Annotated in this window: 12 protein-coding genes; 8 read left to right on the forward strand and 4 right to left on the reverse strand. The window is 62.8% G+C overall.

The window, feature by feature from the left end; translation table 11 throughout:
• Positions 1 to 10 precede the first annotated feature (10 nt).
• The gene (locus ACRQ5Q_RS19375; RefSeq protein ID WP_439399519.1) at positions 11 to 1,621 is read right to left on the reverse strand and encodes a tyrosine-type recombinase/integrase; all 1,611 of its coding nucleotides are present in this window, start codon (positions 1,619 to 1,621) and stop codon (positions 11 to 13) included.
• A gap of 227 nt (positions 1,622 to 1,848) precedes the next feature.
• On the opposite strand from ACRQ5Q_RS19375, the gene ACRQ5Q_RS19380 reads away from it, so the two are divergent.
• From ACRQ5Q_RS19380 to ACRQ5Q_RS19390, 3 genes are all read left to right on the forward strand, one after another.
• A complete protein-coding gene (locus tag ACRQ5Q_RS19380) occupies positions 1,849 to 3,441 on the forward strand; it encodes a porin (protein ID WP_439368587.1) in 1,593 nt (530 codons plus the stop codon).
• 332 nt (positions 3,442 to 3,773) lie between these two features.
• A complete protein-coding gene (locus ACRQ5Q_RS19385; protein WP_439399521.1) occupies positions 3,774 to 4,766 on the forward strand; it encodes a formylglycine-generating enzyme family protein in 993 nt (330 codons plus the stop codon).
• Entirely contained in the window at positions 4,763 to 6,472 is a 1,710-nt protein-coding gene (locus ACRQ5Q_RS19390) for an arylsulfatase (RefSeq protein ID WP_439375623.1), read from the forward strand. Before ACRQ5Q_RS19385 ends, ACRQ5Q_RS19390 begins: the two co-directional genes overlap by 4 nt.
• Before the next feature lie 72 nt (positions 6,473 to 6,544).
• Here the strand turns inward: ACRQ5Q_RS19390 and ACRQ5Q_RS19395 are convergent, their stop codons facing one another.
• Positions 6,545 to 8,923, reverse strand: a complete 2,379-nt coding sequence (locus tag ACRQ5Q_RS19395; RefSeq protein ID WP_439399834.1) for a transglycosylase SLT domain-containing protein — start codon at positions 8,921 to 8,923, stop codon at positions 6,545 to 6,547.
• A gap of 280 nt (positions 8,924 to 9,203) precedes the next feature.
• Between ACRQ5Q_RS19395 and dapA the strand changes: the two genes are divergently transcribed.
• The 4 genes from dapA to ACRQ5Q_RS19415 all read left to right on the forward strand — a co-directional run bounded on the left by dapA (position 9,204) and on the right by ACRQ5Q_RS19415 (position 11,695).
• A complete protein-coding gene (gene dapA / locus ACRQ5Q_RS19400) occupies positions 9,204 to 10,094 on the forward strand; it encodes a 4-hydroxy-tetrahydrodipicolinate synthase (RefSeq protein WP_439368585.1) in 891 nt (296 codons plus the stop codon).
• A 55-nt stretch (positions 10,095 to 10,149) separates the two neighbouring features.
• Positions 10,150 to 10,563, forward strand: coding sequence for a large conductance mechanosensitive channel protein MscL (mscL, locus tag ACRQ5Q_RS19405; protein WP_439375621.1), 414 nt, complete (start codon positions 10,150 to 10,152; stop codon positions 10,561 to 10,563).
• 72 nt (positions 10,564 to 10,635) lie between these two features.
• Positions 10,636 to 11,109 carry an SsrA-binding protein SmpB gene (gene smpB, locus ACRQ5Q_RS19410; protein WP_035709956.1) on the forward strand — a complete coding sequence of 158 codons (474 nt, stop codon included), beginning with the start codon at positions 10,636 to 10,638 and terminating at the stop codon, positions 11,107 to 11,109.
• Positions 11,110 to 11,113: 4 nt separating this feature from the next.
• Positions 11,114 to 11,695, forward strand: a complete 582-nt coding sequence (locus ACRQ5Q_RS19415; RefSeq protein WP_439368584.1) for a peroxiredoxin — start codon at positions 11,114 to 11,116, stop codon at positions 11,693 to 11,695.
• Positions 11,696 to 11,794: 99 nt separating this feature from the next.
• Here the strand turns inward: ACRQ5Q_RS19415 and ACRQ5Q_RS19420 are convergent, their stop codons facing one another.
• The gene (locus ACRQ5Q_RS19420) at positions 11,795 to 12,469 is read right to left on the reverse strand and encodes a uracil-DNA glycosylase (protein ID WP_439399523.1); all 675 of its coding nucleotides are present in this window, start codon (positions 12,467 to 12,469) and stop codon (positions 11,795 to 11,797) included.
• Positions 12,450 to 13,097 carry a LabA-like NYN domain-containing protein gene (locus ACRQ5Q_RS19425; protein WP_018644573.1) on the reverse strand — a complete coding sequence of 216 codons (648 nt, stop codon included), beginning with the start codon at positions 13,095 to 13,097 and terminating at the stop codon, positions 12,450 to 12,452. Before ACRQ5Q_RS19425 ends, ACRQ5Q_RS19420 begins: the two co-directional genes overlap by 20 nt.
• Before the next feature lie 330 nt (positions 13,098 to 13,427).
• Here ACRQ5Q_RS19425 and rpoZ point away from each other — a divergent pair, with 330 nt between their 5' ends.
• Positions 13,428 to 13,820, forward strand: coding sequence for a DNA-directed RNA polymerase subunit omega (rpoZ, locus tag ACRQ5Q_RS19430; RefSeq protein ID WP_027522935.1), 393 nt, complete (start codon positions 13,428 to 13,430; stop codon positions 13,818 to 13,820).
• Positions 13,821 to 13,912: the final 92 nt, after the last annotated feature.

The following is a 13,912-nucleotide window of genomic DNA, read 5'->3' on the forward strand; positions in this document are numbered from 1 at the left end:
AGAGGTGACTTCAGTCCACCTTGTACATTGGGAATTTCTTCACGGCTTCGGCGAGGTCTTCCGGCAGCGGTTTCGTGTATGCTCGTCCTATTGTCGCCGGCGAATGCCCGGTGATTGCGTCGCTGTAACGTTCATCAATGCCTGCGCGAGCTGCCATGGCCTTGAACGTGTGCCGCCATGCGTGATTGGGGCTAATCTCTGGATCGGTTATGCCGAGGGAGCGGACCCAAGTGCCAACCTGAGACCTCATGCGCTCAGCGGGGCTCTGACGAGGTCCATCTTCGACCTTTGCGACCGGACGCTGCTTTCTTGGGTAAAAGAGTGGCCCGCCTTGGGCTCGCTCGACGAAATCGAGAAATCCCTGTGCGATAAGGTGCTGATTAAGTGGTACCGTCCGAGCCTTCCGTGTTTTTATTTTACCGGCGGATGGTGTCAGCTTAGCGAAGTGCATTCCATTGCGCTGCTGAATGTCGCTCGCCCGCAGTTGCGTAATCTCGCCAGCGCGGGCACCAGTATAAGCGCAAATCCAAGGGACCCACCGAAACGCGCGTTCTCGGTAGGACTTGGTGTCGTCGCAGCGTAGCGCGGCCCCCAAGATAATCTTGATCTCGGCGTCATCGAAGGCTTTCGTTTCGCGCTCGGTATTCTTCCGAGGCACACTGATGCGCACCTCTGGAAACGGATTGTTGTCGATCATCTTTTCTGCGACACCCCAACCAAAGACCGTCTTCAGGGCTGTCCGCCATGCGGCTGCAACGGTTCCGGCCGACCGATTTTCATTGACCAGGCCGTTCATCCACGTCTTGGCTTTTTCAAAGCTGATGTTTCTGACGTCGAGAAAATGTCGATCAGCTTCCTTGAACACGGTGGTCCATCGGTAGACCGTTCCTTCCGCCGGCTGCACAGCTTTCGTCCAAGCCTCGAACAATTCCATCGCCTTGACAGGAGTACTTCCCCCGAGCTCTGCAAATTGGGGAAACCCCTGCTGATGGACATCCGGCGAGTAGTCGCCACGGGCCATTGCTTCCAACCGCTGGAATGCCGGCAGTAGGTTGTCGCTAACGGCGTCCAAGAAAAGATTGGTGGCATCTGGCGTCAAGCTGAGGCCCTGTTCCAAAAGGAAGGCAGCAGTCTGGGCTTCAGCAGCGATGGCGGGGCGGACTTCTTCTCTGACCTGCGGATCGAACTGCCAATCCCAATGTGGATCATCCATTGGGCGCTCTTCGTAGTCATCCGGCGCATGTGGGCGGATCACGTTCCAGACTAGGATTTCGGTCAAGGTCCTCCAATGAGCTGGCGTGCGAAGGTCACGTTCGTGTCGCGCGACGAACCAAGCGTACCACCTGCCTGCTAATGCGTAGGCGTTTTGGCGGGTCAGTGGTTGGGGGCCGTTCTTTTTGGCAGCTCTGAGGCTGCCAATGCGCGTCTCGATGTCGGCCAACCACTCCCCGAAACGCGCTCGAGCTTCATGATCTGAGGCGCCTTTTTCCAGGCGGAACTTCTCTTCCCAGGCGTTGCCAAACCTCGCTGCGTACTCAACTCGAATGTCCTTGGGGATCACTTTCCGGGCCACGTAGGCGCCCGTAGAAGTTCGTGTCAGTCCAGCCATCAGCAGTGCCATTTGTACGGTGCCTTGTACTTACAGGCATCCCGATAGTGATGGCAATCCAGTAACTTACTGAATTTTCTGAACCTCAGCTCTCCGAGTTCTCGGATCGCTTAAGTCCCTCGCGTTCATGCGGGTGTGTCCGAAGGCGCGAAGGGACCAACAGCGGTGATTTAGAGCGGGTTGGGGAATTGGCCGTACGGGTCAGTGACCATCCCTGAAGAGCAACTTGGAGGTTTAACATGAAGTTGGTTAAGAGCCTTTTGCTCGGCTCAGCGGCGGGTCTGATCGCCGTGGGCGGAGCGCAGGCAGCCGATCTCCCCGTGAAGGCCAAGGCGGTCGAATACGTGAAGATCTGCTCCCTGTACGGTGCGGGTTTCTACTACATCCCGGGCACCGATACCTGCATCAAGCTGGGTGGTTATCTGCGCGCTGAAGTCGCGTTGAACACCAACTCGGATATCAACGGCCAGTATAACATCTCGACCCAGGGCGCCAACGGTGCACGCAACCGTCTGACGAACTACTACACCGCTCGCGCTCGTGAAGACCTCAACATCGACACGCGCACCGCGACCGAGTACGGCGTGGTCCGCACGTTCTTCGACGGCGTGTTCTCCTGGACGACCGGCAACTTCGTCGGCACCAACAGCGCATTCGGTGGAACCGCCTACAGCGGCACCCTTGTCCTCGGCAACGGCAACACGGCGCTCTTCGGCTCGGGTGGTGGCTCGGTGAACGGCACCGACGGCAACACCTCGGCTGGTTCGCTCGGCGTGTACTACGCCTTCATCCAGTTCGCCGGCTTCACGATGGGTAAGGCAGTGTCGCAGTTCGACGCCCCCTGGACCAACTATCCGGGCAACAACTTCGACGGCCTCGCCGGCGGCAGCGGCACGGTCACTGGTGTCAACCAGTTCTCCTACACCGCTGACTTCGGTCAGGGCGTGACGGCGGCGTTCTCGGCGGAAGATGCCACCCAGTACTATCAGGCTGGTAACCTCAACCTGAGCGGCGGGAGCGTGGTCGGCTTCTTCTCCGGTTCGTTCGGTACCGGCTCCATCGGTGGCTCGCGCTCGCCGAACCTCGTCGCTATGGTTCGTGTCGATCAGGCTTGGGGTCTGTTCCAGGCGTCGATTGCCGCGAAGGACAACCACGTTGGTTACTATGGTGGGACCGAACTGACCGGTCACCCCGACGACAAGTGGGGTTGGGCGGCTCAGCTCGCTCTGTCGATCAAGAACATCCCGACCGGTGCGGGTGACGTGATCAACATCCAGGGTGTCTACACCGACGGTGCGACCCGCTACAACTTCCAGAACCTCTCGGGCAGCACGTTCGCGATGTTCGGTAGCTCGGGGGTGGCCTACCAGAGCGTCGGCTTCGCGACCGCACCGGACACGGTGTATATCAACGGTAGCAGCCAGGAAACCATCAAGACCTGGGGCTTCCGCGGTGCTTACACCCACAACTGGGATCCCTACTGGAACACCGCGATTTACGGTGCCTGGGCTGCGGCGCAGTATGGCTCGCTTGGCAAGGCCGCGATTTGCGGTCCTCTCGGGATCGGTGGCGGTATCTTCGGAGCTACCCCGGGTCTCACGAGCTGTAACCCCGACTTCAACCTGAGCAACGTCGGTATCATCACCCGCTGGACGCCTGTGAAGAACCTGACCTTCTCGGCTGATTTCACTTGGAGCCATCTCGACCAAAAGATGGCGGGTGTCGTGTTCAACCCCGCGACTATCGCCATCCCGGCCAAGCCGGCCGCGGCGTACGAGCTGAGGGATCAGGACACGTTCACCCTGCTCCTCCGCGCTCAGCGCAACTGGTAAGTCGGTTTAACGACCTAACCTCCAAGGCCCTCGGCAGGAAACTGCCGGGGGTTTTGTTTTGGCGAACGGGCTTCCGACCCGACTTTGTCAGCCGAGCCAGCGCCCCCGCTTCCGTGACCTTTGCTCGCTAGGGCTCAGGTCCCAGCCTCTCCGCGCGTCTGCTTGATCCGAAACGGACCTTTGATCTGGATCAACCCAGAGGAGTGGCGCCTCGCTTCTGTACGCCTCACGGTTGGTCAAAGACCCCACTATCGAAAAGCGCATAACAACCGAAGCAACTCGTCGCGCGGTGTGAAGCAACGCAGGCCGCTGATGCACGGGCCGGGGGCGTCATGAATCTGGCTGATACGAAGTCGTTGTCTGGCTCCGGACAATCGTTCGAAGATCCAGCAGCCGAGGGGATGCTTTACGTGCCGGGCGGCACGTTTCGAATGGGCTCGGATCGACATTATCCGGAGGAAGCGCCAGCCCACCGCGTTACCGTTGACGGATTCTGGATGGATCGCACGCCGGTCACCAACCGCCAATTCCGCAAATTCGTGAACGCAACCGGTTACGTCACTTTCGCCGAAATTACACCTGATGCGAAGGACTATCCGGGCGCTCTGCCGCACATGCTCAAGGCCGGCTCACTGGTCTTCACGCCGCCCAAGCGGGCTGTGGACCTGCGCAACTGGGCGCAATGGTGGAGGTTCAAATTCGGCGCCAACTGGCGCCGCCCCTATGGTCCGCGCAGCAATATCAGCGGGCTCGACGACCACCCGGTCGTCCACGTCGCCTACCGCGACGTCGAAGCCTATGCCAAATGGGCCGGCAAGGAATTGCCGACCGAGGCCGAATGGGAATTCGCCGCACGCGGCGGACTGGACGGCGCGGAATTCGCCTGGGGTGACGAGCAATTCCCCGGCGGCAGGCATATGGCAAACACCTGGCAGGGCAATTTCCCGCACCAGAACCTTGCGGCCGATGGCTTCGAACGCACTTCGCCCGTCACCGCATTCCCGGCCAACGGTTACGGCCTGCACGACATGATCGGCAATGTCTGGGAATGGACAGCCGATTGGTATTCGCAGAAGCACGAAGCCGACGCCCCGAAATCCTGCTGCATTCCGCAAAATCCTCGCGGTGGGCCCGAGGGCGCGAGCTACGATTCTTGTCAGCCGACCCTCAGGATTCCGCGCAAGGTGCTCAAAGGCGGCTCGCATCTTTGCGCTCCCAACTACTGCCGCCGCTATCGTCCGGCCGCGCGTCATGCCGAGCCGATCGACACCTCAGCAAGCCATCTCGGCTTCAGGTGCATCACCAGGAAGAGGATCACGTCATGAGTACAGATAGGATTCCGGAAAAGCCTGAGATGAGCACGAGACCAAGCGGCGGAGAATTGAAGCGCCGCGATCTCTTGTTGAGTGGTAGTTCTCTCGTCGCCGCTTCGGCGCTCTCGGCCGTCGGATTGACGAGCCCGGTACAAGCGCAGCAACCGGCACCGGCGCCAGCCGCGGCCGGCCAGCGGCCGAACATCGTCGTCATCATGGGAGACGATATCGGCATCTGGAATATCGGCGCCTACCACCGCGGGATGATGGCCGGGCGGACGCCAAACCTCGACAAGATCGCCGCCGAAGGCATGCTGTTCACCGATTACTACGCCGAGGCGAGTTGCACGGCGGGTCGCGCCAACTTCATCACCGGCGAGCTGCCGATCCGGACCGGCATGACCACAGTCGGCCAGGCCGGCGCTCCCACCGGCTTGCCGGCGGAGGCCGTGACCATTGCGACGGCGCTGAAAGGAATGGGCTACGCCACCGGCCAGTTCGGCAAGAATCACCTTGGCGATAAAAACGAGTTTCTGCCGACGGTGCATGGCTTCGATGAATTCTTCGGCTACCTGTATCACCTCGATGCGATGGAAGATCCGGCCCACCCCGGTTATCCGCAGGACCTGTTGAACGTCGTCGGTCCGCGCAACATGGTCCACTCGTGGGCGACCGATGTCGATGATGCCACCGTGGATCCGCGCTGGGGCAAGGTGGGCAAGCAAAGGATCGAGGACGCAGGCACGCTCTATCCGAAGCGGATGGAAACCGTGGACGACGAAATCCGGGACCTTGCCTTGAAGTTCATTGAAAAGGCCAAGGCCGACAACAAGCCGTTCTTCCTGTGGCTCAATCCAACCCGCATGCACATCGTCACGCACCTGTCGCCAAAATACCAGGCGATGCGCAATTCCAAGAACGGCTGGACGATTCATGAAGCGGGCATGGCGCAGCTCGACGACGATGTCGGCATCGTCATGCAGAAGCTCAAGGACATGGGCGTGGATGACAACACCATTGTAATCTTCACTACCGACAACGGCACAGAGGTCTTCACCTGGCCCGATGGCGGACAGACGCCTTTTGCGCAGAGCAAAGGCACGGTCATGGAGGGTGGCTTCCGCGCGCCGGCCATGATCCGCTGGCCGGGCAAGGTGCCGGCCGGCAAGGTTGAGAACGGCATCATCTCCGGGCTGGACTGGTTCCCGACCTTGCTAGCCGCAGCCGGCAACCCGAACATTGTCGAGGAGCTGAAGAAGGGCAAACACATCGTGGACCGCACCTACAAGTGCCATCTGGACGGTTACAATCAGATGGACATGATCACCGGCAAAGGGCCCTCGAAGCGGCACGAAATCTGGTACTTCGGCGAGAGCGAGCTGGGAGCCGTGCGCATCGACGACTTCAAGTATCGCTTCATCGACCAGCCCGGGGGATGGCTGGGCGAAAAGACCAAGGTTGACGTTCCCTACCTGATCAACCTTCGCCTCGATCCGTTCGAGCGGACGGGCTGGCCCGATAGCGGGACCAAATTTGGCGCGCAGCAATACTTCGACTGGTTCAAATATGAATTCTGGCGCTTCGTGTTCGTTCAGCAGGAGGTCGAGAAACTGGCCATGACGGCGATCGAGTTTCCGCCGATGCAGAGGGGGGCAAGCTTCAATCTAGACGCGGTGAAGGCCAAGATCGAAGCGGCGCGGGCGGCGATGGCGAAATAAGCGTGGACCACTTGCGGGCCGCCTCCTATGGTCGCCCGCTCCTCCCGGCAGCGACTCAGAGTAGGGCCGTCTCTATTCCACGCTGCCGGTGCCGCGGCGCAAATCGGCCTCGATCTGTAGTCGCGTGCCGCCGCCGAACCGGGCGCGGTAGACCTGAAGGTTCTCCATGATCCGCTGCACGTAGTTGCGGGTCTCGGAGAAGGGGATCAGCTCGACCCAGTCGACCGCGTCGACCTTGGGGTCGCGCGGATCGCCGTAGCGGTCGATCCACTTCTTCACGCTGCCGCGGCCGGCATTGTAGGCGGCAAAGGTCATGATGTACGAGCCGCGATAATCCTCGAGCAGCCCGCCGAGCTCGGCCGAACCGAGCGTGGCATTGTAGACCGAATCGTTCTTCAGCCGCCCCAGATCGTAGGTCGCGCCATGCCGCTTGCAGACGTAGCGGGCGGCGTCCGGCGTCACCTGCATCAGCCCGTAGGCCTGCGCCGGCGAGACCACTGACGGGTTGAACGCGCTCTCCTGCCGCGCGATCGCATAGATGATGCTGCGCTCGACCTCGGGGCCGATCGGGGTGAACTGCGGGATGCCGTTGACGGGGTAGGCATAGAAGTCGAACGGCAGGCCGCGGTTGAGCGCGGCCTTGCCGACCAGCAGCATGCCGCGCGCGTCGCCGTAGCGCTGGGTCAGCTCGCCGAGGCCGGCAAGCGCCTCGGGATCGCCGTTCTCGCCCATGTCGGCGAGCATCGGCACCGCCATCTCGCGCTCGTCGAGCTCGTAGAGCAACTGGGCCGCACGCACGATCTCCAATCGTTCGGCGCCGCGCCCGCGCGGCTGGCTGTTGAGCTCGATCTGCGGCAGGCCGAGTTTTGCGCGCGCGAGCTGACCGTAATAGCTCGTGGATTGCTCTGCTGCCCGCGCGTAGGCGTTGCGCGCCTCCTGCTGACGGCCCGCAGCTTCCGCAGCGCGGCCCTGCCAGTAGCCGGCGCGCGCCAGCGTGGTCGGGTTGACGCTGCCGACGCCGATGCGGGCGAAGTGCTGCGCGGCCGTCGTGGGGTCGTTGAGGAAGCGCAGCGCGATCCAGCCCGCGGTGAATTCCTGCTCGGTCTTGTAGATGTCGCGCGAGGGCAGGGCGGCATCTCGCGCGATCAGATAGGCGCTGCGGAATTCCTCGGTGTCGATCATCTTGCGTGCCAAAAGGCGCCGCTCGATCCACCATTCGTCGAGATTGTAGAGCCGGTTCGGATCCTTCGGCGCCGACAGCATCAGCTGGGCGGCCTCAGTGAACTTCTCCTCGCGGCGCAGCAGCTGGATCTTGCTGAAGAGGAAGCCGGGATCGTTGTGCAGCTCGTGCGGCACCGCCTCGAGCAATGCCCGCGCGTTCGGCGCCTTCTTGACGGAGGCGATGCGGGCCCTGGCCAGCGCGACATAGCCGGCGCCGAGGCGCCTCGCGGCGCGCAGCGCGGCCTCGTTCTCGCTGCCGTAGAGCAGGGTGTCCATTCGCGCCTTCTGGTCGCCCGCCGTCAGCAGGGCACCGAACTGGTCGAGCGCATTGTTCTCGGTGTCCTCCGACATCGGATCGCTGCGCCAGGCCTCTCGCACCAGCCGCTCGGCATTGGCGCGGTCGCCGCGTGCCAGCATCGCCTTGGCGAGCGTGAAGCGGCCCTTGGCGGACACCGGGGACTCGTTCTCGAACCACGACCACGCGACGGAATCGTCGCGCCTGTCGTCCCACATTGCCGCTTCGAGGCGGCGGCGCAGGAAGGTCTGCGACGGCCAGCTCGGATTGGCCGAGAGGAAGGCGCGGTAGCGCTCGACGGTCGCGCCATTGTCCTCGCTGCGCAGGATGATCCATTCCGCAAGCTTGCGGGCAACGGGATCCGAGATCGAGGCTGCATAATTGGTGGCATCGCCCGGCTTGCGCTTGCGGACGAGCTCGATGACGTTCTCCAGCGTGTCCTTGTCGGCCTGCGACGTCGACGAGGTCGCGGCGACCGCGGCTGGCGTGACCGGCTTGCGCGGTGCGGCGTGCTGGCGGGTTGCCGGCGCGAGCACGGGAGCTGCGATGGGTTTTGCCGGGGCCGGGGCGGTCGGCCGGATGGTGGCGGTCACCGCCGGGGCGGGGGCAGTCTTGGGCGGCGCACTGTTGGCTGATTTTGGCCCGGGGGCTGCGGCCGCTGGCTTCGGCTTGTCCTTGCCGGAATCCTTGCCCCCGTTCTTGCCAGCATCCTTCCCTGCCTCCTTGGCCGGCTTCTTTGCTGCGTCATTGGTCTGGGCGCCAGCCGCCCCCTTGCTCGCGCCCTTCGTTGCGTCCTTGCCGGTTCCCTTGGATGTGTCCTTGGCGGATCCTTTTGCGGTGTCCTTGGCAGCTTGCTTCGCTGGTTCCTTGGGCCCGTCTACGGGCGTCTCGTTGGACTTGGCGAGGGCGACGCAGCCGACCGAGAGCCCTGCCATCAGGCTCACGACCAGACCTGCGGATCGCCAGGCGGCACGAGGAAAGGAGGTCACGGCGGTTGTTCGCCCCGAATCAGTGAAATGGCTCAAGATCTAGCTGAATCTGATTGAATATGCGGACAAATTACCAACAGCCGCTTACTTCCGGCGGGTTTGCACCACCACCGCGGCAAAATCGCGGCCTAAACGGTGCGTCGCCGGGCTGCGGCCCTTTTACCGGCGGGGTAGACCCGATATGTATGGGGCTTGCTCTCAAGATTGCCGCGTACGGAGGAAGTCCATGGCAGCCAAGACGAAATTCCGGGGATCGTTCACCGCCTTGGTCACGCCGTTCAGGAACGGCTCGCTGGACGAGGCGGCGTTCCGCTCCCTGGTGAACTGGCAGATCTCGGAGGGCACCAATGGCCTCGTGCCGGTCGGCACCACCGGCGAGAGCCCGACGCTGAGCCATGACGAGCACAAGAAGGTCGTCGAATGGTGCATCGCTGAAGCCAAGGGCCGCGTCCCGGTCATCGCGGGCGCCGGCTCCAACTCGACCAAGGAGGCGATCGAGCTCTCCCAGCACGCCGAGAAGGCGGGCGCCGACGCCGTGCTGATCGTGACGCCCTACTACAACAAGCCGACCCAGGAAGGGATGTATCAGCACTTCAAGGCAATCAACGATGCGATCGGGATTCCGATCATCATCTACAACATCCCGCCGCGCTCCGTGATCGACATGTCGGTCGACACCATGAAGCGGCTGTGGGAGCTGAAGAACATCGCCGGCGTCAAGGACGCCACCGCCAGCATGGTTCGCGTGTCGCAGCAGCGCGCAGCGCTGGGCGAGGACTTCAACCAGCTCTCGGGCGAGGACGCCACCATCATCGGCTACATGGCCCATGGCGGCCATGGCTGCATCTCGGTGACCTCGAACGTCGCGCCGCGCCTGTGCTCGGAGTTCCACGCCGCCTGGCAGAAGGGCGATCATGCCACCGCCCTGAGGCTGCACGACAAGCTGATGCCGCTGCACAACAATCTCTTCATCGAGAGCAATCCGGCGCCGATCAAGTATGCGATGTCGCTGCTCGGCAAGCTCGATGAGACGCTGCGGCTGCCGATGGTGCCGGTCTCCGAGCCGACGCGCGTTGCGGTGCGCAGTGCCATGGTGCACGCCGGATTGATCAACTGAGGCGCTAACCAACCCCGGGGAGCTTTTCATGGGGGTCGATGAAAAGGGCATGCGGATGCTCAAGGAGTTCCGCGAGTTCGCCATGAAGGGCAATGTCGTCGACCTCGCGGTCGGCGTCATCATCGGCGCGGCCTTCGGCGCCATCGTCACGTCGCTGGTCGGCGACGTCATCATGCCGATCATCGGCGCAGCGACTGGCGGCCTCGACTTCTCGAACTACTTCATCCCCTTGTCTAAGGCGGTTACCGCCACCAACTTAGCGGATGCGAAAAAGCAAGGCGCGGTGCTTGCTTACGGTAGCTTTCTCACGCTGACGATCAACTTCATCATCGTCGCCTTCGTGCTATTCCTGGTGATCCGCGCCATGAACACGCTGAAGCGCAAGGAGGAGGCGGCGCCCACGGAGCCGCCGAAGCCGTCTGCGGAGGTCGTGCTGCTCACCGAGATCCGCGATCTCCTCAAGAAGTGACGCGCCCGCTTCGTGCAAACTGTTAGCTTAAGCGCGTATCTCGATCAGGTCTTTTGCCAGGTTTTGTAGGTCATGGCCGACAAGAATGAACGTCCGATCAAGGTCATGGCGGAGAATCGCAAGGCCCGCTTCAACTATGCGATCGAGGACACGATCGAGGCGGGCATTGCGCTGACCGGCACCGAGGTCAAGTCGATCCGCAACGGCAAGAGCACGATCGCCGAATCCTACGCCGACTCCAAGGACGGCGAGATCTGGCTGATCAACGCCACCATTCCCGAATATCTCCAGGGCAACCGCTTCAATCACGAGCCGAAGCGGCCGCGAAAACTGCTGCTGCATCGGCGGCAGATCAACAAGCTGATGGGCGCGGTCGACCGCGAGGGCATGACGCTGATCCCGCTCAAGCTTTACTTCAACGAGCGCGGCCGGGCCAAATTGCAGCTCGCCGTCGCGAAGGGCAAGAAGCTGCACGACAAGCGCGAGAGCGAGAAGAAGCGCGACTGGAGCCGCGAGAAGGGCCGGCTGATGCGGGCGAGGGGCTAACGCGATGAACCAACGGAACCTGCTCGAGGTGGACTGGAGCCAGATTCCGGCGCCTGCCGATGACGGCCGTGCCGCGCATCTGACCGGCATGACGCTGCCGCCGATCGGCCTGCTCGCGACCGACGACAGGTCAGTGACGCTGTCGACGCTGCCCGGCCGGACCGTGGTGTTCGCCTATCCGCGGACCGGCGAGCCCGGCAAGATCGCGCTGGTGGACGATTGGGACATGATCCCGGGCGCGCGCGGCTGCACGCCGCAGACGTGCGCGTTCCGCGATCTGTTCGCCGAGCTGAAAGCCGCCGGCGCCGCGCAGGTGTTCGGTCTCTCGACCCAGAGCAACGAGTACCAGACCGAGATGGCCTCGCGGCTCCATCTGCCGTTCCCCGTGCTATCGGACGAGAAGCTGGCACTGACGCGCGCACTGAACTTGCCGACCATGGAGGTCGCGGGCCTGACGCTGATCAAGCGCCTTGCGCTGATCATCGACGACGCCAGGATCACGCATGTGTTCTATCCGGTGTTTCCGCCCGACCGGAATGCCGGCGACGTCCTGGATTGGCTGAAGGCCAATCCGACCAGGGCCTAGATCGCCAGCTAAGGTTGGATGAGGTTTGGTTGCAATCAGGCGTCGACTCCCCGCCGGGGAGAGGTGAACCCCGACCGACCGGCCCAGCCCCATCAGGCCCTAGTCGAGGTCGGCCTTGATCCTCGCGAACACCGACCGGAACATGTCGGCGGTCAGCACGCCGGTGTTCGTGTTGTAGCGCGAGCAATGATAGCTGTCGTACAGCTTGAACGGGCCGGCCTGATGCACCGCGCCGTGCCCGAAGGGGGCTTGCGAGGCCTTCAGCTTCAGCGGCTTGAGCACGCTGTCGTGCGCAATCCGTCCGAGCGCGACGATGGCGCGCAGCTTCGGCATCGTCTCGAGATTCGCGACCAGGAACTGGCGGCAGGTATTGATCTCGACCGGCAGCGGCTTGTTCTGCGGCGGCACGCAATGCACCGCATTGGCGATGCGGCAGTCGACCAGCTTCAGCCCGTCGTCAGGCCGCGCTTGATAGGTCCCCTTGGCAAAACCGTATTCGAGCAGCGTGGCGTAGAGCAGCTCGCCGGCATAGTCGCCGGTGAACGGGCGGCCGGTACGGTTGGCGCCCTGCATGCCCGGCGCGAGGCCGACGATCAGCAGGCGCGCCGTGATGTCGCCGAAGGGCGGGACCGGAGCGTTGTGCCACAACGGCTCGCGCGCGCGGTTCGCCTGACGAAAGGCGACCAGGCGCGGGCAGAGCGGACAGTCACGGTCGGGGACGAGGGCGGGAGGCTGGCGGCTTGACCGTGCCGCCTCACTCCTCGAAGTCGTCATCGCCCCTCGGCGCCATGGTTGTCGCGCGCTGGAGGAACTGCGGGGCATGGTGGCGTCCCTCACCACGCTCGCCGCGGTCGCGCGGGGCGGGGCGTTCGGACGGGTCACGGCCGAGCTTGGATTGCAGCTCGACGAGGTCGGTGAAGACGTCGGCCTGGCGGCGCAGCTCGTCGGCGATCATCGGCGGCTGGCTGGCGATGGTGGAGACCACGGTGACCCGCACGCCACGGCGCTGGACCGCCTCGACCAGGGAGCGGAAGTCGCCGTCACCGGAGAACAGCACCATCTGGTCGATGTGCTCGGCGAGCTCCATGGCGTCGACGGCCAGCTCGATGTCCATGTTGCCCTTGACCTTGCGGCGGCCGGAGGCGTCGATGAACTCCTTGGTCGCCTTGGTGACGACGGTGTAGCCGTTGTAGTCCAGCCAGTCGATCAGCGGGCGGATCGAGGAGTATTCCTGATCCTCGATGATGGCGGTGTAGTAGAACGCCCGGAGCAGCGTCCCGCGGCTCTGAAACTCCTTCAGCAGGCGCTTGTAGTCGATGTCGAAGCCCAGGGTTTTCGCCGTCGCGTAGAGATTGGCCCCGTCGATGAAGAGCGCGATCTTGTTGGTAGGAGAAGGTGACATTCAGTTTGCTCGCGTAGTGTGTCGTGATTGATCGATTATTGTTGGCGCGGCGGCAGCCAGTCGCGCAGTCCCAAGCTGGCGCCTAAACCCGTCGAATCCGCAAATCCGGAGAAGTCGGGGCAATCAAGGTATAGTTATGGCGGACTCTCATACGCCCGGCGCCGCCCTCGCTGGCAGCCCGGGAAATCACCCATCCCAGCCCTAATGTGGGGGTACCAGAGCCATTTGGCGAGGCCAAATCACAAATTGGCCTTGCGAAACCGCCTTGGCCCCTATAACTAGCCCCAATCATCCACATATTTCGCCTCACCCACAACGGAGCGACAGTCCATGGCTCGCGTCACCGTAGAAGATTGTATCGACAAGGTCGACAACCGGTTTGACCTGGTCCTGCTGGCCGCCCACCGCGCCCGCATGATTTCGTCTGGTTCACAACTAACGGTTGACCGCGATAACGACAAGAACCCTGTTGTGTCCTTGCGCGAAATCGCCGACCAGACCATCTCGCCGGAGGACCTCCGCGAGGAGCTGGTGCACTCGCTCCAGAAGTTTGTCGAGGTCGACGAGCCCGAGCCGGATACGGTGCCGCTGATCGGTTCCGCCGGCGCCAGCGTTGATGCGGACGATACCGAAGTTGCTGTTGAGCGCATGACCGAAGAAGAGCTCCTGAAGGGCCTCGAAGGCCTCGCGCCGCCGGAAGAGCAGCCCGAGGAGGACGAGTAGATCGTCCCGTCGCAATCATCGACTTCTTGTGATCTTATCAGGGGCCCGAACAGCTGTTCGGGCCTTTGCTTTTGTTGGCGTTTTCGTGGTTA

This window comes from Bradyrhizobium sp. PMVTL-01 (genome assembly GCF_051861855.1).
Taxonomy (GTDB): Bacteria; Pseudomonadota; Alphaproteobacteria; order Rhizobiales; family Xanthobacteraceae; genus Bradyrhizobium.

Excerpts from the sequence above, each read along its gene's own strand:
- ACRQ5Q_RS19375 (WP_439399519.1), bottom strand. The coding sequence starts at position 1,621 with ATGGCACTGCTGATGGCTGGACTGACACGAACTTCTACGGGCGCCTAC.
- ACRQ5Q_RS19380 (WP_439368587.1), top strand. The coding sequence starts at position 1,849 with ATGAAGTTGGTTAAGAGCCTTTTGCTCGGCTCAGCGGCGGGTCTGATC.
- ACRQ5Q_RS19385 (WP_439399521.1), top strand. The coding sequence starts at position 3,774 with ATGAATCTGGCTGATACGAAGTCGTTGTCTGGCTCCGGACAATCGTTC.
- ACRQ5Q_RS19390 (WP_439375623.1), top strand. The coding sequence starts at position 4,763 with ATGAGTACAGATAGGATTCCGGAAAAGCCTGAGATGAGCACGAGACCA.
- ACRQ5Q_RS19395 (WP_439399834.1), bottom strand. The coding sequence starts at position 8,923 with ATGGCAGGGCTCTCGGTCGGCTGCGTCGCCCTCGCCAAGTCCAACGAG.
- dapA (WP_439368585.1), top strand. The coding sequence starts at position 9,204 with ATGGCAGCCAAGACGAAATTCCGGGGATCGTTCACCGCCTTGGTCACG.
- mscL (WP_439375621.1), top strand. The coding sequence starts at position 10,150 with ATGCTCAAGGAGTTCCGCGAGTTCGCCATGAAGGGCAATGTCGTCGAC.
- smpB (WP_035709956.1), top strand. The coding sequence starts at position 10,636 with ATGGCCGACAAGAATGAACGTCCGATCAAGGTCATGGCGGAGAATCGC.
- ACRQ5Q_RS19415 (WP_439368584.1), top strand. The coding sequence starts at position 11,114 with ATGAACCAACGGAACCTGCTCGAGGTGGACTGGAGCCAGATTCCGGCG.
- ACRQ5Q_RS19420 (WP_439399523.1), bottom strand. The coding sequence starts at position 12,469 with ATGACGACTTCGAGGAGTGAGGCGGCACGGTCAAGCCGCCAGCCTCCC.
- ACRQ5Q_RS19425 (WP_018644573.1), bottom strand. The coding sequence starts at position 13,097 with ATGTCACCTTCTCCTACCAACAAGATCGCGCTCTTCATCGACGGGGCC.
- rpoZ (WP_027522935.1), top strand. The coding sequence starts at position 13,428 with ATGGCTCGCGTCACCGTAGAAGATTGTATCGACAAGGTCGACAACCGG.